Origin of the sequence: Streptomyces toyocaensis, assembly GCF_000725125.1 — a bacterium.
GTDB classification, from domain to species: Bacteria; Actinomycetota; Actinomycetes; order Streptomycetales; family Streptomycetaceae; genus Streptomyces; species Streptomyces toyocaensis.
Genome location: NZ_JFCB01000004.1, coordinates 24824 through 48186 on the forward strand (window position 1 = coordinate 24824; position 23363 = coordinate 48186).

At 71.7% G+C, this 23363-nt stretch carries 25 protein-coding genes and 1 pseudogene; 15 read left to right on the forward strand and 11 right to left on the reverse strand.

The features are described from left to right. The first annotated feature begins 13 nt into the window (after positions 1-13). From BU52_RS06915 to BU52_RS33300, 3 genes and pseudogenes are all read left to right on the forward strand, one after another. On the forward strand, positions 14-1015 hold the full coding sequence (locus tag BU52_RS06915; protein ID WP_037929849.1) for an AraC family transcriptional regulator: 1002 nt from the start codon (positions 14-16) through the stop codon (positions 1013-1015). Beyond that, on the forward strand, positions 955-1632 hold the full coding sequence (locus BU52_RS06920; protein ID WP_037929852.1) for an AzlC family ABC transporter permease: 678 nt from the start codon (positions 955-957) through the stop codon (positions 1630-1632). Before BU52_RS06915 ends, BU52_RS06920 begins: the two co-directional genes overlap by 61 nt. After that, positions 1629-1938: pseudogene (locus tag BU52_RS33300) on the forward strand (AzlD domain-containing protein). Before BU52_RS06920 ends, BU52_RS33300 begins: the two are co-directional and overlap by 4 nt. Before the next feature lie 50 nt (positions 1939-1988). Here the strand turns inward: BU52_RS33300 and BU52_RS06925 are convergent. Beyond that, entirely contained in the window at positions 1989-2933 is a 945-nt protein-coding gene (locus BU52_RS06925; RefSeq protein ID WP_037929855.1) for a hypothetical protein, read from the reverse strand. Between the two features lie 78 nt (positions 2934-3011). On the opposite strand from BU52_RS06925, the gene BU52_RS06930 reads away from it, so the two are divergent. The 4 genes from BU52_RS06930 to recX all read left to right on the forward strand — a co-directional run bounded on the left by BU52_RS06930 (position 3012) and on the right by recX (position 6682). Continuing rightward, on the forward strand, positions 3012-3206 hold the full coding sequence (locus BU52_RS06930) for a DUF3046 domain-containing protein (protein ID WP_037929858.1): 195 nt from the start codon (positions 3012-3014) through the stop codon (positions 3204-3206). Positions 3207-3264: 58 nt separating this feature from the next. Then, complete coding sequence (locus tag BU52_RS06935; RefSeq protein WP_200881162.1) at positions 3265-4527, forward strand: AI-2E family transporter; 1263 nt, start codon at positions 3265-3267, stop codon at positions 4525-4527. Between the two features lie 229 nt (positions 4528-4756). Further along, positions 4757-5875, forward strand: coding sequence for a recombinase RecA (recA, locus tag BU52_RS06940; RefSeq protein WP_037929864.1), 1119 nt, complete (start codon positions 4757-4759; stop codon positions 5873-5875). A gap of 3 nt (positions 5876-5878) precedes the next feature. Continuing rightward, complete coding sequence (recX, locus tag BU52_RS06945) at positions 5879-6682, forward strand: recombination regulator RecX (RefSeq protein WP_037929868.1); 804 nt, start codon at positions 5879-5881, stop codon at positions 6680-6682. Positions 6683-6725: 43 nt separating this feature from the next. On the opposite strand, the gene BU52_RS06950 is transcribed toward recX, so the two are convergent. Both BU52_RS06950 and BU52_RS06955 read right to left on the reverse strand, forming a co-directional pair. Then, complete coding sequence (locus tag BU52_RS06950) at positions 6726-7394, reverse strand: class F sortase (RefSeq protein ID WP_037929871.1); 669 nt, start codon at positions 7392-7394, stop codon at positions 6726-6728. A gap of 5 nt (positions 7395-7399) precedes the next feature. Next, entirely contained in the window at positions 7400-8239 is an 840-nt protein-coding gene (locus tag BU52_RS06955) for a DUF4397 domain-containing protein (RefSeq protein ID WP_037929874.1), read from the reverse strand. A 283-nt stretch (positions 8240-8522) separates the two neighbouring features. Here BU52_RS06955 and BU52_RS06960 point away from each other — a divergent pair, with 283 nt between their 5' ends. After that, the gene (locus BU52_RS06960) at positions 8523-9056 is read left to right on the forward strand and encodes a universal stress protein (RefSeq protein WP_235216273.1); all 534 of its coding nucleotides are present in this window, start codon (positions 8523-8525) and stop codon (positions 9054-9056) included. Between the two features lie 17 nt (positions 9057-9073). Here the strand turns inward: BU52_RS06960 and BU52_RS06965 are convergent, their stop codons facing one another. Further along, positions 9074-9412 carry a helix-turn-helix transcriptional regulator gene (locus tag BU52_RS06965; protein ID WP_268747597.1) on the reverse strand — a complete coding sequence of 113 codons (339 nt, stop codon included), beginning with the start codon at positions 9410-9412 and terminating at the stop codon, positions 9074-9076. A 161-nt stretch (positions 9413-9573) separates the two neighbouring features. Between BU52_RS06965 and BU52_RS36190 the strand changes: the two genes are divergently transcribed. Together BU52_RS36190 and BU52_RS06975 are read left to right on the forward strand one after the other, a co-directional pair. Continuing rightward, complete coding sequence (locus BU52_RS36190; RefSeq protein ID WP_235216274.1) at positions 9574-10209, forward strand: universal stress protein; 636 nt, start codon at positions 9574-9576, stop codon at positions 10207-10209. After that, a complete protein-coding gene (locus BU52_RS06975) occupies positions 10202-11257 on the forward strand; it encodes a TerC family protein (protein ID WP_037929880.1) in 1056 nt (351 codons plus the stop codon). The genes BU52_RS36190 and BU52_RS06975 overlap by 8 nt, the downstream gene beginning before the upstream one ends. Positions 11258-11363: 106 nt before the next feature. Here BU52_RS06975 and BU52_RS06980 read toward each other — a convergent pair whose 3' ends face one another. The 5 genes from BU52_RS06980 to BU52_RS07000 form a co-directional block, all read right to left on the reverse strand. Continuing rightward, entirely contained in the window at positions 11364-12983 is a 1620-nt protein-coding gene (locus BU52_RS06980; RefSeq protein ID WP_037929883.1) for an FAD-dependent monooxygenase, read from the reverse strand. Between the two features lie 291 nt (positions 12984-13274). Further along, positions 13275-14177, reverse strand: coding sequence for an amino acid ABC transporter permease (locus BU52_RS06985; protein WP_037929885.1), 903 nt, complete (start codon positions 14175-14177; stop codon positions 13275-13277). Continuing rightward, positions 14174-14851, reverse strand: coding sequence for an amino acid ABC transporter permease (locus BU52_RS06990; protein WP_037929888.1), 678 nt, complete (start codon positions 14849-14851; stop codon positions 14174-14176). The genes BU52_RS06985 and BU52_RS06990 overlap by 4 nt, the downstream gene beginning before the upstream one ends. A gap of 129 nt (positions 14852-14980) precedes the next feature. Further along, complete coding sequence (locus BU52_RS06995; RefSeq protein WP_037929890.1) at positions 14981-15826, reverse strand: glutamate ABC transporter substrate-binding protein; 846 nt, start codon at positions 15824-15826, stop codon at positions 14981-14983. 81 nt (positions 15827-15907) lie between these two features. Further along, complete coding sequence (locus tag BU52_RS07000) at positions 15908-16684, reverse strand: amino acid ABC transporter ATP-binding protein (RefSeq protein ID WP_037929893.1); 777 nt, start codon at positions 16682-16684, stop codon at positions 15908-15910. Positions 16685-16969: 285 nt separating this feature from the next. Here BU52_RS07000 and BU52_RS07005 point away from each other — a divergent pair, with 285 nt between their 5' ends. Together BU52_RS07005 and BU52_RS07010 are read left to right on the forward strand one after the other, a co-directional pair. Then, entirely contained in the window at positions 16970-17656 is a 687-nt protein-coding gene (locus BU52_RS07005; protein WP_037929895.1) for a response regulator transcription factor, read from the forward strand. Positions 17657-17668: 12 nt separating this feature from the next. Then, complete coding sequence (locus BU52_RS07010; protein ID WP_037929898.1) at positions 17669-19102, forward strand: sensor histidine kinase; 1434 nt, start codon at positions 17669-17671, stop codon at positions 19100-19102. Here the strand turns inward: BU52_RS07010 and BU52_RS07015 are convergent. After that, positions 19081-20076: a TAXI family TRAP transporter solute-binding subunit gene (locus tag BU52_RS07015; RefSeq protein WP_037929900.1), complete on the reverse strand. Its 996-nt coding sequence runs from the start codon at positions 20074-20076 to the stop codon at positions 19081-19083. The two genes, BU52_RS07010 and BU52_RS07015, sit on opposite strands and share 22 nt — an antisense overlap. A gap of 106 nt (positions 20077-20182) precedes the next feature. Here BU52_RS07015 and BU52_RS07020 point away from each other — a divergent pair, with 106 nt between their 5' ends. From BU52_RS07020 to BU52_RS07030, 3 genes are all read left to right on the forward strand, one after another. Further along, the gene (locus BU52_RS07020; protein WP_037929903.1) at positions 20183-20590 is read left to right on the forward strand and encodes a pyrophosphohydrolase domain-containing protein; all 408 of its coding nucleotides are present in this window, start codon (positions 20183-20185) and stop codon (positions 20588-20590) included. Between the two features lie 96 nt (positions 20591-20686). Then, complete coding sequence (miaB, locus tag BU52_RS07025) at positions 20687-22204, forward strand: tRNA (N6-isopentenyl adenosine(37)-C2)-methylthiotransferase MiaB (RefSeq protein WP_037929906.1); 1518 nt, start codon at positions 20687-20689, stop codon at positions 22202-22204. A gap of 74 nt (positions 22205-22278) precedes the next feature. Then, on the forward strand, positions 22279-22992 hold the full coding sequence (locus BU52_RS07030; protein WP_037929909.1) for a class III extradiol dioxygenase subunit B-like domain-containing protein: 714 nt from the start codon (positions 22279-22281) through the stop codon (positions 22990-22992). A gap of 94 nt (positions 22993-23086) precedes the next feature. On the opposite strand, the gene BU52_RS07035 is transcribed toward BU52_RS07030, so the two are convergent. Continuing rightward, positions 23087-23350, reverse strand: coding sequence for an antitoxin (locus BU52_RS07035; RefSeq protein WP_037929911.1), 264 nt, complete (start codon positions 23348-23350; stop codon positions 23087-23089). Positions 23351-23363: the final 13 nt, after the last annotated feature.

A 23363-nucleotide genomic window follows, 5' to 3' on the forward strand; every position in this document is an offset into this window, starting at 1 on the left:
TGACAATGGCCGTATGGCGGAATCGCGCAGGGAGCGGGCGCGGCACTGGCAGTACGACGAACTGCCCGGTGTCGATCTGCTGCGTGCCCGGTACATACGCAAGACGTTCGTCCGGCACACCCATGAGCACTTCGTGATCGCCGCCATCGCCGACGGGGTCGAAATCTTCCACCACGGCGGCGGCGATCAGTACGCGGGCGCCGGAGCCCTCGCGCTGGTGAACCCCGACACCCCGCACACCGGCCGGGCGGGTGTCCCCGAGGGATGGCGGTACGGGGCGGTGTACCCCTCGCCGGAAGTGGTGGCCGCGATCGCCGCGGAGACCACCTCGCTGCGCGGTGCCCCGGGTTTCGTCACGCCGGTGCTCGACGACCCGTACACCGTGCGGCTGGTGCACCAGGTGCTGCGGGCCACCGACGAGGGCAACGCGCTCGCCGCCGACACCCTGCTCCGGGTGGCGGTGACCCGGCTGCTCCGGCTGAACGGCGGAACGCTGCCGCGACGCGAGGTGCGTACGGCGGGCTCCCGGATCGCGGCACGCGCGCGTGCCGTGCTCGAGGAGAGGATGGCCGGGCCGCCGACCCTGGAGCGGCTGGCAGCCGAACTCGGCACCAGCCCGTTCGCCCTGTTGCGCGCGTTCCGGGACACCTACGGGATGCCGCCGCACACCTGGCTCACCGACGCGCGGGTGCGGCGTGCGCGGCGCCTGCTGGACGCGGGGACGGCGCCGTCGGAGGCGGCCCTCGCGGTCGGGTTCAGTGATCAGCCGCATCTGAACCGGCACTTCAGCCGCATCGTCGGCGTGCCGCCGGGCGCCTACCAGCGCGAGCGCAAGAACGTACAAGACGCCCGGGGCGGCCTTCCCGTACCGTCCGGGGCGTGGCAGCGCAACGGACAGCAACAGCACTCGCGGACGTACGGGACGACGGCGGAGGAAAGCCGGACGGCGCCGTCGTGCGGGACGCCCTCGGCGTCGGGATCGCCGTCGGACTCTCCGGCTTCGCCTTCGGCGTGACCTCGGCGGGCAGCGGTCTCACCCTGCTCCAGACCTGTGCGCTCAGTCTGCTCGTGTTCACCGGCGCCTCCCAGTTCGCGCTGGTGGGGGCGCTGGCCGCCGGCGGTGGGCCGTTCACCGCCGCGGCGGGGGCGTTCTTCCTCGGGGTGCGCAACGCCTTCTACGGGCTGCGGCTGTCGCAGTTGCTGGCGCTTCCCCGCGCGGTGCGGCCGTTCGCCGCGCAGTGGGTCATCGACGAGACGGCCGCCGTGTCGCTCGCCCAGCCCACCCGGCGCGGCGCACGGATCGGCTTCGTGGTGACCGGGCTCAGCCTGTACGTCCTGTGGAACCTCACCACGCTGCTCGGCGCGCTGGGCGCGGAGGCGATCGGGGACACCGGCGCGTGGGGGCTGGACGCGGCCGGTCCCGCTGTCTTCCTGGCGCTGCTCGCGCCGATGCTGCGGACCGGCACCGAGCGCACCGTCGCCGCGCTCGCCGTCCTCCTGGGGCTCGGGCTGCTGCCCCTGCTGCCGGCCGGTGTGCCGGTGCTGGTGGCCGCGCTCGCGGCACCGGCCGTCCTGTGGGCGCGGGGCCGCGCCCGCGCGTCGCGCGGTGACGCACCGGGGGAGGACCGTTGACCATCTGGATCGCGATCGGCGTGACCGTCCTCGGCTGCTACGCCGTGAAGCTCGCGGGGCTGCTGGTGCCCGCCGGGGTCCTGGAACGGCCCCTCGTCCGGCGTCTGGCCGCGCTCCTGCCGGTGGCCCTGCTCGCCGCGCTGACGGCCCAGCAGACCTTCTCCGTCGGCCAGACCCTGGTCCTGGACGCCCGAGCGGCCGGACTGGGGGCGGCCGCCGTGGCGCTGATCCTGCGCGCCCCGTTCCTGCTCGTGGTCGCCGCGGCCGTCGTCGTGACGGCGGGGGGTGCGGGCACTGGGCGGGTGACACGGGCCCGCCCCCCGCCGTCACGAGTACCGCAGGAGACAGGCCGCCCGTCAGTCGACGGCGCGGCCGTACGCCACCAGGGTGCTCAAGGACTCGATCGTCACCATCGGGCGGGCCTCCAGAGCGGGGCCCGGGGCCCACTGGCGCCAGCGGACGGGCCAGCCGCCGTCCTCCCGCTGCTCGGCCACGAGGTGGTCCAGCGAGCGTGCCATCTCCTCGTCGGTGAACCACGCGCGGGCCAGGGAGTGGGGGGTCCGCGCGTAGTCGTGCGGGAAGTGGTGCTCGCCCGGCGCGTAGCCGGGGGCGATCGGGTACGCGCCGAGGTCGTCCGGGTCGAGCGCCGCGAGCCGCTGCCGGCGCACCAGGCGGCCCAGCCGCTCGGCGGCGGCCTCCGCGCGGGCGCGGTCCGGCGCGTGGTCCAGGAAGGCCACGGCGGCCTCGATCTCGTAGGGGTGGGACCTCTCCAGGGTCTCCGCGGCCTGCCAGCAGAAGTCCGTGGCGCGGAACAGCCAGGCGTGCCACACCTCGTTGCGGTGCAGCAGCCCCACCACCGGCCCGGTGGCCAGCAGCTCGCCGGGCGGGTCGTCCACGACCGGCACGAAGGGCGCCGCCGGGTAGCCGCGCTGACTCGGGTGGACGGCCGGAAGCGCGCCGTCCGGTGTGGAGACGGACGTCAGGTAACGGCACACGTCCTCCGCGCGCCGGCCGCCGCAGCGTCCCACGGCGTCCAGCACGCGCAGCGCGCGGGCGGTGTGCAGAGGCTGGCTGACCGGGCCGCGCAGATCGGGCTCCAGCGCGTGGCCGTATCCGCCGTCCTCGTTGCGGTAGGCGTCCAGCGCCGTCTCCACCGGAGCCGCGCCGCCGTCCCGGAAGAGGTGGGCGAAGAGGTGCTGCTCCAGCACCCGTGCGGTGAGCCGGACGAACCGTTCCGCTCGCGCGAGCGCGCCGTTCGGCGGGGACGTCGGGGGCGGTGGGGCGGTTCTGGTGTCGGCCATGGGAGTGACCGTAGGCGCACAGCGGCGCCGACGGGCGCAGTGGCCGGGGGCCACCCCCACAGGCGGGATACTGAGGGCATGCGGTTGACGGTTTTCTGGGAGCGGATGGCGGAGCACTTCGGCGCGGACTACGCGGACACCTTCGCGCGCGACCACGTCATGTCCGAGCTCGGCGGGCGCACCGTGCACGAGGCGCTGGCGGCCGGCTGGGACGCCAGGGACGTCTGGCAGGTGGTCTGCGCGGTGATGGACGTCCCCCGGGAAAAGCGCTGATCGTCACAGATTCCGCCCCTGGCGGACGGCCGTCCTCGGCGTGGGTGAGACTTGGGCCGTGGCACCCACCGACGAGACCGGGCCGGCGGCCCCGGAACCCACCACGCCCGGCACGCCGCCGCCCGCAGGGCCTCCGGTGGGGCCCGCGGTCGCGCCGGGCCCCCGTATGCCGCGCTGGCTGCCGCGTGCCATGGTGCTGGCGTTCACCCTGTTCGGTGTGTTCCAGCTGGGCAGCTGGGCCTTCCACCAGCTCACCGGCCTGCTGATCAACGTTCTGATCGCGTTCTTCCTGGCGCTCGCCGTGGAGCCCGCGGTGAGCTGGATGGCCGCGCGCGGGGTGCGCCGGGGTCTGGGCACCTTCCTCGTCATCCTGGGCATCCTGGTCGTGGGCGCGGGCTTCGTCACCCTGCTCGGGTCCATGCTCGCGGGGCAGATCGTCAAGATCGTCGAGGACTTCCCGGACTACCTCGACTCCGTGATCAACTGGGTCAACGCCCACTTCGACACCGAACTGCGGCGGGTGGACATCCAGGAGGGCCTGCTGCGCTCGGACTGGCTGCGCAATTACGTCCAGAACAGCGCCACCGGGGTGCTGGACGTGTCCGCCCAGGTCCTCGGCGGTCTCTTCCAGCTGCTGACCGTCGGCCTGTTCTCGTTCTACTTCGCCGCCGACGGACCGCGGCTGCGGCGCACCGTCTGCTCCCTGCTGCCGCCCGCACGGCAGGCCGAGGTGCTGCGCGCGTGGGAGATAGCCGTGAACAAGACGGGCGGCTACCTGTACTCGCGCGGACTGATGGCACTCGTCTCCGGACTGGCGCACTACGTCCTGCTGGAACTCCTCGAAGTGCCCTACGCGCCCGTGCTGGCCGTGTGGGTGGGCCTGGTGTCGCAGTTCATCCCCACCATCGGCACCTATCTCGCGGGCGCGCTGCCCATGCTGATCGCCTTCACGGTCGACCCGTGGTACGCGCTGTGGGTGCTGATCTTCGTGGTGTTCTACCAGCAGTTCGAGAACTACGTGCTGCAGCCCAAGCTGACCTCCAAGACCGTGGACATCCACCCGGCGGTCGCCTTCGGGTCGGTCGTTGCGGGCACCGCCCTGCTGGGCGCCGTGGGCGCGCTGATCGCGATCCCCGCCGTCGCCACCCTCCAGGCGTTCCTCGGGGCGTATGTGAAGCGGTACGACGTCACGGACGACCCCCGTGTGCACGGCCACCGCGGTCCCGGCGGGGCGCCGCGGGCGCTCACGCGCATCCGCCGTGCGTGGGCCCGCCGGCCGGGAGCGGCGCGCCCCGGCAAGGAGGAGACCGGCGCTTCCTGAAGAGCAGGCCGCCCCGTGCGGGTGCGGCGCGGCGCGGCTTGACACGAAAATCGAACATCTATTCTTATGGGAACGCCGGTGAGGCTCAACGGCGGGTGTTCCGTCCCGGTAGGGGTAGGAAAGCACCCGTGTTATCCACAGGCCGGACGTGCGTCGGGGCGCGTTGTCAGTGGCAGGCGTTAGCGTCTTTGACGTGAAGCGATCGACTCAAGCAAACCGGGTGGAACCCATGGCAGGAACCGACCGCGAGAAGGCGCTCGACGCCGCGCTCGCACAGATTGAACGACAATTCGGCAAGGGCGCGGTCATGCGCATGGGCGAGCGGTCGAGGGAGCCCATCGAGGTCATCCCGACCGGGTCGACGGCGCTCGACGTGGCCCTCGGCGTCGGTGGTCTGCCGCGTGGCCGTGTGGTGGAGATCTACGGACCGGAATCCTCCGGCAAGACGACCCTGACCCTGCACGCGGTGGCCAACGCGCAGAAGGCAGGCGGTCAGGTCGCCTTCGTGGACGCGGAGCACGCCCTCGACCCCGAGTACGCGAAGAAGCTCGGCGTCGACATCGACAACCTGATCCTGTCCCAGCCGGACAACGGCGAGCAGGCTCTGGAGATCGTGGACATGCTGGTCCGCTCCGGTGCCCTCGACCTCATCGTCATCGACTCCGTCGCCGCGCTCGTCCCGCGCGCGGAGATCGAGGGCGAGATGGGCGACAGCCACGTGGGTCTGCAGGCCCGCCTGATGAGCCAGGCCCTGCGGAAGATCACCAGCGCGCTCAACCAGTCCAAGACCACCGCGATCTTCATCAACCAGCTCCGCGAGAAGATCGGCGTGATGTTCGGCTCGCCGGAGACCACGACCGGTGGCCGCGCGCTGAAGTTCTACGCCTCGGTGCGCATCGACATCCGCCGCATCGAGACCCTCAAGGACGGCACCGAGGCGGTCGGCAACCGCACCCGCTGCAAGGTCGTCAAGAACAAGGTGGCGCCGCCCTTCAAGCAGGCCGAGTTCGACATCCTCTACGGCCAGGGCATCAGCCGCGAGGGCGGCCTGATCGACATGGGCGTGGAGCATGGCTTCGTCCGCAAGGCGGGCGCCTGGTACACGTACGAGGGCGACCAGCTCGGCCAGGGCAAGGAGAACGCCCGCAACTTCCTGAAGGACAACCCCGACCTCGCCAACGAGATCGAGAGGAAGATCAAGGAGAAGCTGGGCGTCGGCGTACGGCCCGAGGAGCCCGCGGCCGAGCAGGGCGCGGACGCCACGGGCACGGCTCCGGCCGAGCCGGCCGCGGTTGCGGCCCCGGCGGCCAAGGCCACCAAGTCCAAGGCCGCGGCGGCCAAGAGCTGACCCGTGACCCGACGAACCGACTGGGCCGAGTACGAGTTCGATGCCTCCGGTGCCCCACGGGGGAGGGGCACCGCGGGCGGCGAGGGCCCAGCGCTGGGCGGTGACGCGGAGTACGACGACGGCACGGGCGGCCTCCGTGACGCGGACTCCGGCCCCGGCCGACGCGGCCGGGGCGCACGGGCGGGCGGCTCGCGTGACGGCGGGCCGCGCGGTGGACGCGGGCGCGGACGCCGGAGCCCCGGCGACGCGGCCGCGGCGGACGGGGGCGCCTCTTCCTCGTCGAGGGCGGAGCGGGAGGAACCTCCGGGGGACCCGGTCGAGCGGGCGCGGGCCATCTGTCTGCGTCTGCTCACCGGGACCCCGCGCACCCGGCAGCAGCTCGCCGACGCCCTGCGCAAGCGGGAGATCCCGGACGAGGCCGCCGAGGAGGTGCTGTCCCGGTTCGAGGAGGTCGGGCTGATCAACGACAGCGCCTTCGCGGACGCCTGGGTGGAGTCCCGGCACCACGGCCGGGGGCTGGCCCGGCGCGCGCTCGCGCGGGAGCTGCGCACCAAGGGCGTCGACCCCGCGCTCATCGACGCGGCCGTCTCCCGGCTCGACGCCGAGCAGGAGGAGGAGACCGCCCGCGAACTGGTCACCCGCAAACTGCGCACCACTCGCGGACTCGACCGGGACAAACGCGTCCGCCGTCTCGCGGGCATGCTCGCCCGCAAGGGATATCCCGAGGGCCTCGCCCTGCGCGTCGTCCGGCAGGCGCTCGAGGAGGAGGGCGAGGACACGGACCTCCTCGGCGACGAGCCGTTCTGAAGCGGCGGGTCCCGCCTCGGTCGCCCGTGTCCGGTCCTGCGGATCATCCGGCGGGGACGGCGTACACCAGCAGATTCCGCTGGTAACCGCCGCGTTCGCGGTCGTACGGGGGCGCGCAGGTGACCAGGGTCAGGACCGGCCGCCCGTGACGCCGGAACACCTCGTCGGGGAGCCTGTCCTTGTCGACCACCTCACGGGCCGTGACCTCGTACCGGACGGGAGGCGCGTCCTCGCGGGCGACGGTGATGGCGTCGCCCTTCCGGACCCCGTACAGCTTGGCGAAGGCGCCCAGATCACCGGTGCGGTCGTCCACGTGGCCGATCAGGACGGCGGAGCCTGCGGGGGCGCCCGGTGCGGGCCCGAAGCGGTACCAGCCGGCCTGCCCCGCGTCGTCGGGGATCTCGACCGTGCCGTCGCCCCGGACGCCGACGTCCTGGACAAGGGCCTCCAGGGAAACCCGGGGAACGCGCAGCGCCGTCGGTTCGGACGCGGGGCCGGTTGTCTTTCCCTCGCCCGGCGCGTCGTCGAGAACCCCGGACGACGTCGCGGTCGCGGGCTCCTGGGCACGCGGACGGGCGCCGAAGTCCGACGGCACCGAGGTTCCGGACGGCCACAGCGACCAGACCAGCAGCGCCGCCAGGACGACGGCGGCGACCGCGGCGGCCACGACGGCCGCCGCGGGGGGCCGTCCGGCCCCTGTGGAGGAACGCACGGCCGTCAGTCGCCCCGGGCGCGCAGGTGGCGGGCGGCCAGCAGACCGGCGACCGCGACGGCACCCGCGGCGCTCCAGGCCAGCCAGGCGGTGGCGGACTCGTTGTCGGAGGCCATGGCTCCGCTCTCGCCGGCGTCCACACCGTTCGGCGCGGAGTCCATGCCGCTGATCGTCTGCGTCTTCAGCGCGAGGTTCTTGTCCTCGGCGCTGCCCCAGGCGTAGACGACCGTGCTGGTGCCCTCGGCGAGGTCGAGGTCCGCGGGGCCGATGGCCACGGTGTCGGTCCCGGCCAGGACGACATCGGCGTTCACCGTGCCGGCGGGCACCTCGAGCGACTTCTCGTTCGGGTTGGTCAGGTCCCGGACGACCGGCTCGCCGCCCGCTCGGACGTCCACGGCGGGTGCCGCGGCCACGTGACGGACGGTCAGCCGCGCCTGACCGGCCGCAACCTCGGAGGTGTCGTTGACGAACGCGGTGAGCGTGGGGTTGCCCTGCGCGTCGAGGTGGGCCGCGAGCGTGGCGTTCGCCCCGGCCGGGACATCGACGCTCTTCTGGATGGCGGGATCACCGTCGGGGCCCTCGCCGTCAGGGAAGATCTTGATGTCGTAGGTGCCCGCGTCCAGGGGCTGGGGCTCGGTCAGGGTGCCGGGCTTGAAGTCGGGAAGCAGTTCGTTCCCGTTGGCGAACACGTCGACGGTGAGGCCGGGAACGCCGTGAAACACGGACACGGACGCCTTGCCGTCCTCCTGCGCCGTACTCTGCGCGGAGGCGGGAACGGCCACGGCGAGGGACAGTACGCAGGCACCGGCGGTGGCGGCGACTGTCTTCCTGCTGCGCTTCGTCATCGGAACTCCCTTCGTGGGGGCCGGTCTGCGCTGCCGCGGTCGTCATCACGAACCCCGTGGCGGCGCCTGATCCATTGTGGGAAGCGATGAGGCTTTCCGCCACTTGAGTCACATAAGTGCATTTTTGCACCACATGGCCGCTTGTTGCCGACCTGGTGCGGGTCGGTCCGCGCCGATGCGCATGCGCCCTCATCATGCGAAAAAATTTTCACGTAACTATTGACGTGCTTTCTTGAGGGAGGAGAGCCTGGAGGTGTGCCCTCCTCCGGAAGGTGTGACGATCATGACCTCCCTGTGCCTGCCCTCCTCGCCCGCCGCGAAGGCCGCCAGCGCCGCCTCGACGTCCGGACGTTCACGTCCACCGCGTCCGGTGGCCGCGGTGCTGGCCGACCGTCTCGACGACGTCCCGGTGGTTGATGAAGCTGCCCGCCTCGCCGTCGCGCGCGGTGCTCCGCTGCTGCTGATCGCGGTGCTGCCGCCGCTGCTGCCGCGAGCCGCGGCGGCGGCACCGGACGGCGCCACGGCCCGCGCGGTACTGGGGCGTGCTCTGCCGCACCTGGCCCGGGCGGGCATCGGATTCGAACCGGCCGTCTGTCACCGTCCTGCCGGGCGGGGCGGCCGGCTGCGCGCGGCGAGGGATCTGCTGGACGTGGCCATCGCCCACGGCTGCTCACGGCTGGTGGTCTCCCGCAGCGGACCGGAAGGGCTCGACGCGAGCACGGTGATGGAGGCGGCCGCCATCAGGGGCGGCCCGTTCGTCCACGAGGCTCCGCCGGTGCCCTGGGCGCCGCTGACCGCCCCGCGCTCCCTCGTGTGACGCGGACGCCGGGAGGCTTATGGGGCGGCGTGTCCGGAGTCGGCTGCCGGAGTGTCCTCGCGGTGGATGAAGGTCGTCAGCAGGTCACCGACGGGGTGGTCGGCCTCGGTGGGGTGGCGCAGGGCGACGGTGAAGTCGATCGTGTAGCGGTTGCGGCGGCCGACGCGCGTGCGCGTGAGGTATCCGGACGTTTCGAGGTCGGCGACGATCAGCTGGACGGCGCGTTCGGTGATGCCGATGCGCTCGGCGACATCCCGGAGCCGCGCGTCGGGGTCCTGGGCGAGAGCGATCAGGACGCGCGCGTGATTGGTCAGGAACGTCCACTGGTCGCCACGTGCGGAGGAAGGCCGGCTCATGGCCCTCATCATACGAAGCCGACTTCACCCGACCAAGAGTGTTTCGCGAAATTTGATTGACGAAAACATTTTCGCGTAACTCTTGACGGGTTTCGGGGTGCCGGGTGATGATGAACACATCACCTGATGTCCCCACTTGTCCCCTTCGGAGAGGGTCCTCGATGTCCGTCCGCACTCAGACCCGTCCCGCCGCGACCGGCTCCCCGGCGCTCCCGGTCTCCCTGCCGCACCCGGTCACCGCGCTGGTCACCGACCAGCTCGACGACCTCGTCGTGGTGGACGCGGCGGTCCGCCTGGCCGCCGCCCGCAACGCACCGGTGCTGCTGGTCGCCGTCCTGTCCGCCCGGCGGCAGCCGGCGGACCGCACCCGCGCGGACGCGCAGACGGACCGGGCACCCCTGGCCCGGGTACTGCCCCGGCTTCGCAGCGCCGGTGTCGGCTACATCCCCGTCGTTCACCACGTACCGGCTCCCGCGGACGGTCGGACGAGGCCCAGGGCCGCGGACGGGGTGCTGGCGCTGGCCGTGCGGCACCACTCGCCCCTCGTGGTCGCTTCCGCCCGGGGGCCGGCGGGCCTGGACGCACACAGCCTGATCAGGGCCTCCGCCCTGTGCGGCGGCCCCTCCGTTCACGCCGTCACACCCGGCTCCCCGGACGGCGCCCGCCGCGGATGCCAACACGTCCCGGCGGATTCGTCGCCCGCCGTGATGCGCACCGTGGGCACGTCGGCCGGGCGGCGCCCGCCCGCCGTCTCCGCGCTCCGACTCCGTCCGAGGAACTCGATGTCCCATGAATGATCTGTCGTTCACCGTCCCGCTGTGGGTGTGGGCCTCGGTCTCGCTCGTCATCGCCGTCATGCTCGCCGTCGATCTGATCGCCCACCGGGACAACCACGTCATCGGGTTCAAGGAGGCGGCCGTCTGGTCCGGGGTGTGGATCGCGATCGGCCTGGCCTTCGGGCTGGTCCTGTTCGCGTGGCAGGGCGGTGAGGTGTCCTCCACCTACTACGCCGGATACCTGATCGAGAAGGCACTGTCGATCGACAACGTCTTCGTCTTCGCCCTGGTCTTCTCGTTCTTCGCCGTGCCCGACGCATACCAGCACAAGGTCCTGTTCTGGGGTGTCATCGGCGCACTGGTGTTCCGGCTGGTCTTCATCTTCGTCGGCGCCGAACTGCTGCAGCTCTTCTTCTGGACCGCCTACGTGTTCGGTGCGTTCCTCATCTGGACCGGCTACAAGATGGCCGTCTCCAAGGACGAGGAAGTCCATCCGGACCGCAACATCGTCGTCCGTCTGGTCAAGAGGATCATTCCCACGGACCCGAGGTTCCACGGTGGCCGCTTCTTCACGAGGATCAACGGGCGGCGTGTGGCCACCCTGCTGTTCGTGGCCCTGGTCGCGATCGAGGCCACCGACCTGATCTTCGCCGTCGACTCCGTCGCCGCGATCCTCGCGATCACCACCAACACGTTCCTGGTGTGGACCGCCAACGCCTTCGCGGTGCTCGGCCTGCGCAGTCTGTACTTCTGCCTGGCAGGCCTGCTGCGCCGCTTCGCCTACCTCCACTACGGGCTCGCGGTGCTGCTCGCCTTCGCCGGCGTCAAGCTGATCCTGTCCGAGACTCCCGTGGGCAAGCTGCCCATTCCCCTGACCCTCGGCGTCATCGTCGTCACCATCACCGTGTCCATCGGCTGGTCCCTCATCGCCACGCGTGACGACCACGGCGACCACGGCGGCGCCACGCCGGGTACGAGCAGCGCGGACGGCGCCAACACCGGCCGGGAGACGGGCCAGGGCTCTGCGCCTTCCACCCGCTCGCACGGTACGGAGCCGCCCCGACCGTAGCGATCATTCCGCTCCGCCGCCCACGGTCCGCTGTCCGCACCGGGGGCGAGGGGCCGAGGGCCGAGGGGCCGGGTGCCGGGCGTCGACGCGGCGCCGGCCCCCGGCCTCAGCGCGACGCCGCCCCGGCGTCCGCCTTGGCGTCCGTCTCCGTCTCCGCCGCCCCCGGTCCGCCGAGCACTGCCTCGGCCGCCGTGTACAGGTCCGCGGGGCGAACCCCGCTCAGCGCGGTGACCAGGTGGCCGTCGGGCCGTACCAGCAGCACGGTGTGGGCCGCCGCGCCCGGGTAGCTCTCGGCCACCAGCAGTTCGGCCCGGTGCGGCAGCGCCGAGACGGCCGCCGCCAGCCGGGGCATGATCCCGGCGGACACCCAGTGCCGGCGATCCCACACACCGGTACCCGGCGCGATCAGCACCACCAGCAGGGCACCCCGGCCGAGCCGGTCCCGCAGCCGGACGAACGTGCCGTCCTCCGCCGTGACCCGTACGTCCGTCACCGCCGAGCCGGGAACCGTCCCGACGGGCGCCTCGCCCTCGAGGCGGCCGGGCGCGAGCGGCGAACCGGCGTACGTGCCGGGCGCACCCAGCGCGCCGTGGCCCAGGTGACCGTCCGCCAGGAGCGTGTCGTGCCCCCGCGTGGAGCCGGGGACGCAGGAACGCAGCCCCCCGCCGCCACGCACCAGTGGCAGCGCTTGGTCGGCGGCGCGCAACCGGGAGGCGACGATCGCCCGGCGCTCGGTCTGATAACTGTCGAGCAGCGCCTCGTGCGGACCGTGGTGCCAGGCCAGTGCCAGCTTCCAGGCGAGGTTGTCGGCGTCGCGGAGGCCCTCGTCCAGCCCGTGCGTGCCGAGGGAGCCGAGCAGGTGGGCCGCGTCCCCGGCGAGGAACACCCGGTCGGCCCGCCAGCGCCGGGCCAGCCGGTGGTGCACGGTGTGGACCCCGGTGTCCAGCAACTCGTACGGCGGCGTCGGACCGCCGGCCCAGCCGGCCAGCGTCTCCCGGACCCGGGCGAGCAGCAGTTCGGGCGTGACCAGGTCCTTGCCCGGCGGCAGCAGCCAGTCCAGGCGCCACACCCCGTCCGGAAGCGGCCGCGCGGTGATCTCCCCGGCTGAGGGCCCGGACGAACGCCACGGCGGAATACGGTGCAGCAGTGCCTCGTCGTGCCAGGGCAGTTCGGTGCGCAGCGCGGCCACGGCGTGACGTTCCACCGCGGTGCGGCCGGGGAAGCGGATGTCCTGGAGCTTGCGCACGGTCGAGCGCGGGCCGTCGCAGCCCACCAGGTAACTTCCGCGCCACCAGGTGCCCGTCGAGCCGCGGGTGTGCGCGGTCACGCCCGAGGGCTCCTGCTCCATGGTGTCCAGCCGGCTGTCCACGGCGATCCTGACGAGCCGTTCGCCGGCGAGGGCCCCGCGCAGGGCACCCGTCAGGACGTGCTGGGCGATGTGCAGGGGAGCGGGATCCGCGTCGCCGAACGCGACCTCGCGCGTCACCTGCTTGCGCCGCATCGACCGCCATCCGGCCCAACGGGCACCGGCGTGCGCGAGCGGCACACCGGTCAGCCGTTCCAGGAGCGCGGCGGTGTCCTCACGCAGGACGACGGTGCGCGCCGGACGGGGCTCGTCCTTGCCCGGCCCTTCATCGAGGACGACGCACGGCACCTCCTGACGTGCCAGCGCCAGAGCGAGCGTGAGCCCGACCGGCCCCGCTCCGACGACGATCACCGGGTCCACGGCGCGGCGCTCCCTGCCCGGAGTGACGTCCGAGGGGACGTGGAGGAACGGGAAGATGGAGCAGGGTGCACGATCACAGAACGTATGCAACCTATTGCCGGTGCTTGCGTCAAGTGACCGAAGGCCGGTGGCGATCATGAAGTGGGGCAGGGCCGCCCCTTCACTTGACGGTTCATCACATGAGTCCGGTGTGCACCACTCTTCAGCGCCATGGGCGCCGGCCGGCACTCGACATGAGTGTGGCCCGCCGTTTCCCGGCGGGCCACACTCATGTCAGGTGTCGGCCGGGCGTCACTTCTCCGCGCCGGTCCCGTGGGTGCCCCCGACCTCGGCCGCGTTGAGGTCGTCGACGTCCTCGACGCCGAGCACGGCGCCCGTGCTGCGCTTGCTGCGGCGCAGGCGTCCCTCGAGCCAGGAGGCGAAGGAGGTGAGGATGAAGTTGAGGACGATGAAGATGACCGCCACGACGATGAAGCTGGGGATGACGTTGGCGTAGTTGGCCGCCAGCGTGCCGCGCGAGTTCAGCAGCTCGGTGAAGCCGAGCATCACACCGCCCAGCGCCGTGTCCTTCACGATGACGACCAGCTGACTGACGATCGCCGGGAGCATCACCGTGACGGCCTGCGGCAGCAGGATGCTGCTCATGGTCTGGCTCTTGCGCAGACCGATCGCCTGGGCCGCCTCGCTCTGGCCCTTGGGGAGGGCCAGGATGCCGGCCCGGACCACCTCGGCGAGGACCGAGGCGTTGTAGAGCACCAGACCCGTGACGACCGCGTAGAGCGGCCTTTCCGCGCTGCTGACGTCCGTGGAACGGGCGAAGAACTCGTTGGCGAACAGCATCAGCAGCAGTACCGGGATGGCGCGGAAGAACTCGACCACGGCGCCGGCCGGGATGCGCACCCAGCGGTGGTCGGACATGCGCGCGATGCCGAGGACCGCGCCCAGCGGGAGGGCGATGACCATGGCGAGGCCCGCCGCCTTCAGCGTGTCGGCCAGGCCCGGCAGCAGGTACGTCGTCCACGCGTCGGCCGTGGTGAAGGGCTTCCACAGGGACCACTCCAGCTGGCCCTTGTCGTCCAGCACCTGCCAGACCCACCACAGCAGCAGGGCGAGCAGGGCGAAGAAGACGACCGAGAAGATCAGATTGCGCCGCTTGGCCTTCGGGCCGGGGGCGTCGTAGAGAACAGAAGTCATCGCTTCACCGCCAGGCGCTTGCTCAGCCAGTTGAGGATCAGGCCGGTGGGCAGGGTCAGAACCACGAACCCGAAGGCGAAGACCGCGCCGATGAGCAGCGTCTGTGCCTCGTTCTCGATCATCTCCTTCATCAGGAGCGCGGCCTCCGCCACACCGATGGTGGCCGCCACGGTGGTGTTCTTGGTCAGGGCGATCAGCACGTTGGCGAGTGGCCCGATGACCGAGCGGAACGCCTGCGGCAGCACGACGAGCCGCAGCACCTGGCTGAAGCTCAGTCCGAGGGCCCGCGCCGCCTCCGCCTGCCCGACGGGCACCGTGTTGATGCCGGAGCGGATCGCCTCGCACACGAACGCGGCGGTGTAGGCGACGAGGCCGAGCACGGCCAGGCGGAAGTACTTGAGTTCGAAGTCGTCCGGCGCGCCCATCGCCACGCCGAAGATGTCGGCCAGGCCGAGCGACGTGAAGACGATGATGACGGTCAGCGGAATGTTCCGGACGATGTTCACGTAGGCGGTGCCGAACCCGCGCATCAGCGGCACCGGGCTGACCCGCATGGCAGCCAGCAGGGTGCCCCAGATCAGCGATCCGATGGCCGAGAAGACGGTGAGCTGCACCGTGACCCAGAAAGCGCCCAGCAGGGACGGGTCGTCATAGTCTGAAAGAAAGTCGAACACGATCTCCCGCGCTTCCGGGTGTGTGACGTACGTGGCGGACGTGGCGCGCCGCCCCCGCAGAAGTGGGCGGCGGCGCGTCGGCGGATCCCCGCGTCGGCCGCGGGGATCCTGCGCCGGCGGAGTCCCGCGCTACTTGACGATCTGGCCGATCTTCGGGGCCTGCTCGTTCTTGTAGTTCGCCGGGCCGAAGTTCTCCTCGACGGCCTTCTGCCACGAACCGTCGCTGACCATCTTCTCGAGCGCCTTGTTCACCTTGTTCACGGTCTCGGTGTCGCCCTTCTTGACGCCGATGCCGTAGTTCTCGTTGCTCAGCTTCAGGCCGGCGAGCTTGAACTTGCCCTTGTACTGGTCCTGCGCGGCGTAGCCGGCGAGGATCGAGTCGTCGGTGGTCAGCGCGTCCACCTGGCCGGTCTGCAGGGCGGACAGGCACTCCGAGTAGCCACCGCGCTCACTGAGCTGGGCCTTCGGCGCGAAGTCCTTCTTGACGTTCTGCGCCGAGGTCGAGCCGGTCACCGAGCACAGCTTCTTGTTGTTCAGGTCCGTCGCCTCGGTGATGTCCGAGTCACTCGTGACCAGCAGGTCCTGGTGGGCGAGCAGGTACGGGCCGGCGAAGTCGACCTTCTCCTTGCGCTCGTCGGTGATGGAGTAGGTCGCCGTGATGATCTTCACGTCGCCGCGCGAGAGGGCGTTCTCGCGGTCGGCGCTCTTGGTCTCGACCCACTCGATCTGGTCGGGGCCGTAGCCGAGTTCCTTGGCGACGTAGGTCGCCACGTCCACGTCGAAGCCGGAGAAGGAACCGCCCGGCTCCTTCAGACCCAGACCCGGCTGGTCGTACTTGATGCCGATCTTGATCTTGTCGCTGCCGCTTCCGGAGGAGGACGAACCGCTGTCACCGTCGTCGCCGCCACAAGCGGTGGCGGTCAGGGCGAGGGCGAACACGGCGGCCGAGGCGGCGGTGACCTTGCGGAGCTTCATGGTGCACATCCTTTGACTGGTGAAATGACGCGGCCCGGTCCATGTCCGGTGACGCAGGTCGGCAGGGCGCGAGGCGCGCCGTCAGTGGTGGAGGATCTTCGACAGGAAGTCCTTGGCGCGGTCGCTGCGCGGGTTGCTGAAGAACTGGTCCGGCGAGGCCTGTTCGACGACGCGGCCGTCGGCCATGAACACCACGCGGTTGGCCGCCGAGCGGGCGAAGCCCATCTCGTGGGTGACGACGATCATCGTCATCCCGTCCCGGGCGAGCTGCTGCATGACCTCCAGCACCTCGTTGATCATCTCCGGGTCGAGAGCCGACGTCGGCTCATCGAAGAGCATGACCTTGGGTTCCATCGCCAGGGCACGTGCGATGGCGACGCGCTGCTGCTGGCCGCCGGAGAGCTGCGCGGGGTACTTCTCCGCCTGCGCGCCCACGCCGACCCGGTCGAGCAGGGCACGGGCCCGCTCCTCGGCCGCCTTCTTGTCCTTCTTGCGGACCTTGACCTGGCCCAGCGTCACGTTCTCGAGCACGGTCTTGTGCGCGAAGAGGTTGAAACTCTGGAAGACCATGCCCACGTCAGCACGCAGCCGGGCGAGCTCCTTGCCCTCGTGGGGCAGGGGCTTGCCGTCGATGGTGATCGAGCCGGAGTCGATCGTCTCCAGTCGGTTGATGGTGCGGCACAGGGTGGACTTGCCGGACCCGGAGGGTCCGATGACCACGACGACTTCGCCACGGGCGATCGTCAGGTCGATGTCCTGGAGTACGTGCAACGCGCCGAAGTGCTTGTTGACGCTCTTCAGGACGACCAGATCGCCGGTCGCGGCCACTTCTTCCTTGGCCACCGATACTTCGGTCATCGCTCTCGGGCTCCGTCCTCCTCGGTTTCGGAGGACAGTAGTAACCCGTCAGACGTGCGTCATTACATCTGAGGGGAATCTGAGCATCACGATCCGATAGCAATCGGACACCTGTCGTAGCACTTGTGAGCAGGGGTGATTTCGGCGCGGTAACGGTACGGAAGCGCAACCGGAACCCTCTTGACGCCGTCCTCCCTCATCGGCGTGACTGCAAGGTGCGGGACACGCACGCACGCGTAGTCCACACGAAGAGATCGTACGGCCGATGAACCGAAGGGGGCCCTGGTGAGACTGCTTCTCGTCGAGGACGACAACCACGTCGCCGCCGCCCTGTCGGCGGTACTCGCGCGGCACGGGTTCGACGTCACCCATGCGCGCAGCGGCGAGGAGGCCCTCCAGGCGCTCGTTCCCGGAGGTGAGGGCTTCGGTGTGGTGCTGCTCGACCTGGGGCTGCCCGACCAGGACGGATACGAGGTCTGCGGCAAGATCCGCAAGCGCACCAGCACTCCGGTGATCATGGTCACCGCGCGGTCCGACGTCCGCTCCCGCATCCACGGCCTCAACCTGGGCGCCGACGACTACGTGGTCAAGCCGTACGACACGGGGGAGCTCCTCGCCCGGATCCACGCCGTCAGCCGGCGCAACGTCCAGGAGGAGGCCACCGTCAGCACGGAGACCGAGCTGCGCCTCGGCTCCGTCCGCATCGAGCTGCCGACCCGCCAGGTCAGCGTGAACGGCGCGGCCGTCCAGCTGACCCGCAAGGAATTCGATCTGCTCGCCCTGCTCGCCCAGCGGCCGGGGGTCGTCTTCCGCCGTGAACAGATCATCAGCGAGGTGTGGCGCACCAGCTGGGAGGGGACCGGGCGCACCCTGGAGGTGCACGTCGCCTCCCTGCGCGCGAAGCTGCGCATGCCCGCCCTCATCGAGACCGTGCGCGGCGTCGGCTACCGGCTCGTCGCGCCCACGGCGTAGCGGGGCGGCCGGGTGCACACGCGCCTGCTTCCGCTGCTCATCGTCCTGATGGCGGCCGTCCTGCTCGCCCTCGGCGTACCGCTGGCCGTCAGCCTCGCCGGCGCCCAGCAGCAGAACGTCGTCGTCGACCGGATCGACGACACGGCCCGCTTCGCGGCACTCGCCCAGTTCGTCACCGAGCCCGCCGACCCGGCCGGCGGCGACGTCGACGAGCGCCGCGAGACGCTCGGCAGCGAGCTCAGCAGCTACCACGAGGTCTACGGCATCCGTGCGGGCGTCTTCTACCGCAACGACTCACCCATGGCGCACGCCCCGGACGACTGGTTCCTGCCCCGCACGGGCGAGGTGCGCGACGCCTTCGAGGAGGCGCGGCTCAGCCGCCGCAGCCACGATCCCGAACAGGTGTGGCCCTGGCAGCGGCGCAGCCTGGTGGTGGCCTCGCCGGTCATCCGGGACGGCGACGTCGTCGCGGTCGTGGTCACCGACTCGCCCACCGGGCAGATGCGCTCCCGCATCCTCAGCGGCTGGCTGGTCATCGCCGCCGGGGAGGCGGCCGCGATGCTGCTGGCCGTCGGCGCGGCCCTGCGGCTGACCGGTTGGGTGCTCCGTCCCGTACGGATCCTGGACGCCACCACGCACGACATCGCCACCGGGCGGCTGAAGTCCCGGGTCGCCGCGGCCGGCGGGCCGCCGGAACTCAGACGGCTCGCCCGGTCGTTCAACGAGATGGCGGACAACGTCGAGAGCGTGCTGGAACAGCAGCGCGCCTTTGTCGCCGACGCCTCCCACCAGCTGCGCAACCCCCTGTCGGCACTGCTGCTGCGCATCGAGCTGCTGGCCCTGGAGCTGCCCGAGGGCAACGAGGAGATCGCCTCCGTCCAGGCCGAGGGCAAGCGGCTCGCGCGGGTCCTGGACGACCTGCTCGGCCTGGCGCTCGCCGAGCACAGCGAGGCCGACCTGCAGGTCTCCGACATCGGCGCCGTGGCCGCCGAGCGCGTCGCGGCCTGGTCGCCCACCGCCGAGGCCAAGGGCGTCCGGCTGACCGGCACCTGCCCGCCGACCACCGCCTGGGCCGACCCGGTGGCGCTGTCCAGCGCGCTGGACGCGGTCATCGACAACGCCGTGAAGTTCACGCCCGAGGGCGAGACCGTCGAGGTGACCGTCACCTCCAACGGCGACGTGTCGACCGTCGTCGTCACCGACAACGGTCCTGGCCTGACCGACGAGGAGCTGACCCGCGTCGGCGACCGCTTCTGGCGCAGCGGCCGGCACCAGAACATCAAGGGCTCGGGCCTCGGCCTGTCCATCTCACGCGCCCTGCTCGCCGCGGGGGGCGGCTCGATCGCGTACGAGCGTCACGAACCGCACGGACTGCGGGTGACCGTGACGGTGCCGAGAGACGCCCCCGCGGGTGAGCCGGAGGCTCAGGGCTTGACGGACCGGTAGTAGCGGCGGGCGCCGTCGTGCAGCCGGAGCGGATCGGTGTAGATCGCGGTGCGTACGTCGACGAGCTGGGCCGAGTGGACGTGCGCCCCGATGTTGTCCCGGCTCTTGAGCACGACGCGGGTCAGCCACTCGACGAGCCGGGGGTCCACGTCCGACCGGGTGATCAGGAGATTGGACACCGCCATCGTCGGGACGGCCGCGCCGAGCTGACTGCCCGGGTACGCCGACTCCGGCATGTCGGTGGCGCGGTAGTGGCGAGTGGCGCCGCCCTGATCGTGCAGCTCGGACACCAGATCGGCGTCTATCGGCACGAACCGCAGCGCGGCCTTCTCGGTGTACGTCTTCAGACCGTCCGTGGGCAGTCCGCCCGACCAGAAGAACGCGTCCAGTCCGTGGCCCAGCCGCTCCGGCCCGCTGTCGATGCCCTCCGACGAGGGCCTGATGTCCGTCTCCGGATCGATGCCGGCCGCCTTCAGCACCTGGTCGGCGATGAGCCGGACCCCCGAGTTCGGCGATCCGATGGCCACCCGCCTGCCCCGCAGGTCCTGGACGGAGCGGATACCCGAGTCGGCCGCGACGGCGAGCTGCACGTAGTCGTCGTACAGGCGCGCCACCCCGCGCAGCCGGCGGGCGCCCGACCGGTCGTCCAGCCGGTACGTCTCGACCGCGTCGGCCGCGGCGATCGCGAAGTCGGCCTCCCCGGTCGCCACGCGCCGCACGTTCTCCTGGGATCCGTCACTCGTCTCCAGCCGGACCTCGAGATCGGGCATGTGCCGGCCGAGCGACGTGCGCAGCAGCTCACCGTACTTCTGGTAGACGCCCGAGCGGGTGCCCGTGCTCAGTGTGACCGTCCCCCCGGGAGGCTCCTCGCTCCACGGCGCCAGCCACCACAGCAGCAGTCCGAGCGCCACGAAGGCGGCGGCCGCGCCCCGCAGGGCCCGCCGCCTGCCGATCCGGGACAGCGCGTGGGACATGCGGGCGATCCTGCCAGCCCGTGCGGCAGCTGACCAGGGCGGAGCTCACAGACCGCGACCTGCCGCGGGCCGGGGGAGTGTCCGCGGCGGCCGCTACAGTCGCGGCATGAGTGCTTCGCCCGCCGACCTGGTCCGCGAGTTCCACCGTGCCTTCGCGCTCGACGCCCGTGACACACCGGCCGAGGTCCCCCCGGAACTGGCCGCCCACCGTGCGGAACTGCTCGCGGAGGAGGCGAAGGAGGTCGCCGAGGTATCGGTGACCGGACCGCTCGACAGGCTCGCGCACGAGCTGGCCGACGTCGTCTACGTCGCCTACGGCACGGCGCTGGTGCACGGCATCGACCTCGACGCGGTGATCGCCGAGATCCACCGCTCCAACATGACCAAGCTCGGTCCCGGCGGGCAGGTCAGCCGGCGTGCCGACGGCAAGGTGCTCAAGGGGGAGCACTACGAGGCGCCGGACGTCCCCGGGGTGCTGCGGCGGCAGGGGTGGGTGCCGCGCGGGCAGGCCTGACGGAGGCGGCCGGTACCCCGGGGCAGCCGCCCCCCGCCCCGGCCCCCGGGCCGCCGCGGCGGAAGGCTGTCCGCGGCACGGCCTACCCTTAGGGGCATGAGCAGCATCGACCGGAGCCAGTCAGTGGGCGGCACGCGCACCTATGAAGTACGCACCTACGGGTGCCAGATGAACGTCCACGACTCCGAGCGGTTGTCCGGGCTGCTGGAGGACGCGGGCTACGTCCGCGCCCCCGAGGGCTCCGACGGCGAGGCGGACGTCGTCGTCTTCAACACCTGCGCCGTCCGTGAGAACGCCGACAACAAGCTGTACGGCAATCTCGGCCACCTCGCCCCGAAGAAGGCGAGCCGCCCCGGCATGCAGATCGCGGTCGGCGGCTGCCTCGCGCAGAAGGACCGCGACACCATCGTGAAGCGGGCCCCCTGGGTGGACGTCGTCTTCGGCACGCACAACATCGGCAAGCTGCCCGTCCTGCTGGAGCGCGCCCGCGTCCAGGAGGAGGCCCAGGTCGAGATCGCCGAATCGCTGGAGGCGTTCCCCTCCACGCTGCCCACCCGGCGTGAGAGCGCCTACGCGGCCTGGGTGTCCATCTCCGTCGGCTGCAACAACACCTGCACCTTCTGCATCGTCCCGGCGCTGCGCGGCAAGGAGAAGGACCGCCGCCCCGGCGACATCCTCGCCGAGATCGAGGCCCTGGTCGGTGAGGGCGTCTGCGAGATCACCCTGCTCGGCCAGAACGTCAACGCGTACGGCTCCGACATCGGCGACCGCGAGGCGTTCAGCAAGCTGCTGCGGGCCTGCGGGAAGATCGAGGGCCTGGAGCGCGTCCGCTTCACCTCGCCGCACCCGCGTGACTTCACCGACGACGTCATCGCCGCCATGGCGGAAACGCCGAACGTGATGCCGCAGCTGCACATGCCGCTGCAGTCCGGCTCGGACCCGGTCCTGAAGGCGATGCGCCGCTCCTACCGGCAGGAGCGCTTCCTCGGGATCATCGAGAAGGTCCGGGCCGCGATCCCGCACGCGGCGATCAGCACCGACATCATCGTGGGCTTCCCCGGCGAGACGGAGGAGGACTTCCAGCAGACCCTGCACGTCGTCCGTGAGGCCCGCTTCGCCCAGGCGTTCACCTTCCAGTACTCCAAGCGTCCCGGCACCCCCGCCGCGGAGATGGACGGCCAGATCCCGAAGAAGGTCGTCCAGGAGCGCTACGAGCGGCTGGTCGCCCTCCAGGAGGAGATCTCCTGGGATGAGAACAAGAAGCAGGTCGGCCGCACCCTGGAGCTGATGGTCGCGGAGGGCGAGGGCCGCAAGGACGACACCACCCACCGCCTCTCCGGCCGCGCCCCCGACAACCGCCTGGTGCACTTCACCAAGCCGGAGCGGGACGTACGCCCCGGCGACGTGGTCACCGTCGAGATCACCTACGCCGCCCCGCACCACCTCCTCGCCGAGGGCACCGTGCTGGACCTGCGCCGCACCCGCGCGGGTGACGCCTGGGAGAAGCGGAACGCCGAGAAGGCGGCCCGGCCCGCGGGCGTGATGCTCGGCCTGCCCACGGTGGGCGTACCCGAGCCGCTTCCGGCGGTCACCGGGGGCTGTGCCGTCGACTGACCGAACCGGCACGGCGCCCGGCGGAGCTACCGTCTTGCGGGGCCGGTCCCGAGCGCCGCAGTAGGCTGCTGATCATGCTTGTCGCCGCCGCAGTCTGCCCCTGCCCGCCACTGCTCGTGCCCGAGGTGGCCGCGGGCGCCGCCCCCGAGCTGGACACCGCGCGTGCGGCCTGCGTGGACGCGCTGGGCGTGCTCGCCGCGGCCCGGCCCGATCTGCTCGTGGTGGTGGGACCGGGGGCCGGCGCCGGCGTCGAGAGCTACCCGGAGGGCACCCCGGGATCCTTCCGCGGCTTCGGCGTCGACCTGGACGTACGGCTGGGCCGGGGCGAGGACACGTCCGGGCGGCACCTCCCCTACGGGCTCGCCGTCGGCGCCTGGCTGCTGCGCCGGACCGGGTGGGCGGACGCTCCCGTCGAGGGACGGGGTGTGGGGGAACCCCTCGCCGCCGAGCGGTGTGCCGAGGAGGGAGAGGCCGTCGCGGGCCGGGCGGAGCGGGTGGCGCTGCTGGTGATGGGCGACGCCAGCGCCTGCCGCACGCTCAAGGCGCCGGGCTACCTCGACGAGCGTGCGGCCCCCTTCGACGCGGGCGTCGCCCGCGCCCTGGGCGCCGCCGACGCCGGAGCGCTGCGTGCGCTGGACGACGGACTGGCGCGCGAGCTGAAGGTGTCCGGCCGCGCCCCCTGGCAGGTGCTCGCCGGCGCGGCGTCCGCGAACGGAGGGCTGAAGGGCGCGCTGCTCTACGAGGACGCCCCGTACGGGGTGGGCTACATCGTGGCCACCTGGTCCTGAGTGTCCGGCCGACGGCCGGAACCCGCCGGGACGGCGGCGGACGGCCGGGAGCGCTCGATGTGCTCCGCGACCGTCCGTCGGTGTACCGCTCGGCTCAGGAAGCGGGCGGCGGTCCGGCCGGCGGCGTGGTGCCCCCCGCGCCGGGCTCGTTCTTGTGCGTGATGCGGTCCACGGCGCTCTTCGCCTTGCCCGTACCCGACTGGATCCGGTCGCTGTACTTGCCCTTGGTCCGCTCGTCGACGGTCCGCGCGGCCCTGTCCAGACCGTGCTGGATCTTGCCCTCGTGCTGCTGCGCGAGGCCGGAGACCTTGTCCTTGGCCGGGCCGAGTTTGGCCTTCAGATTGTCCAGCAGACCCATGATGTACCTTCCC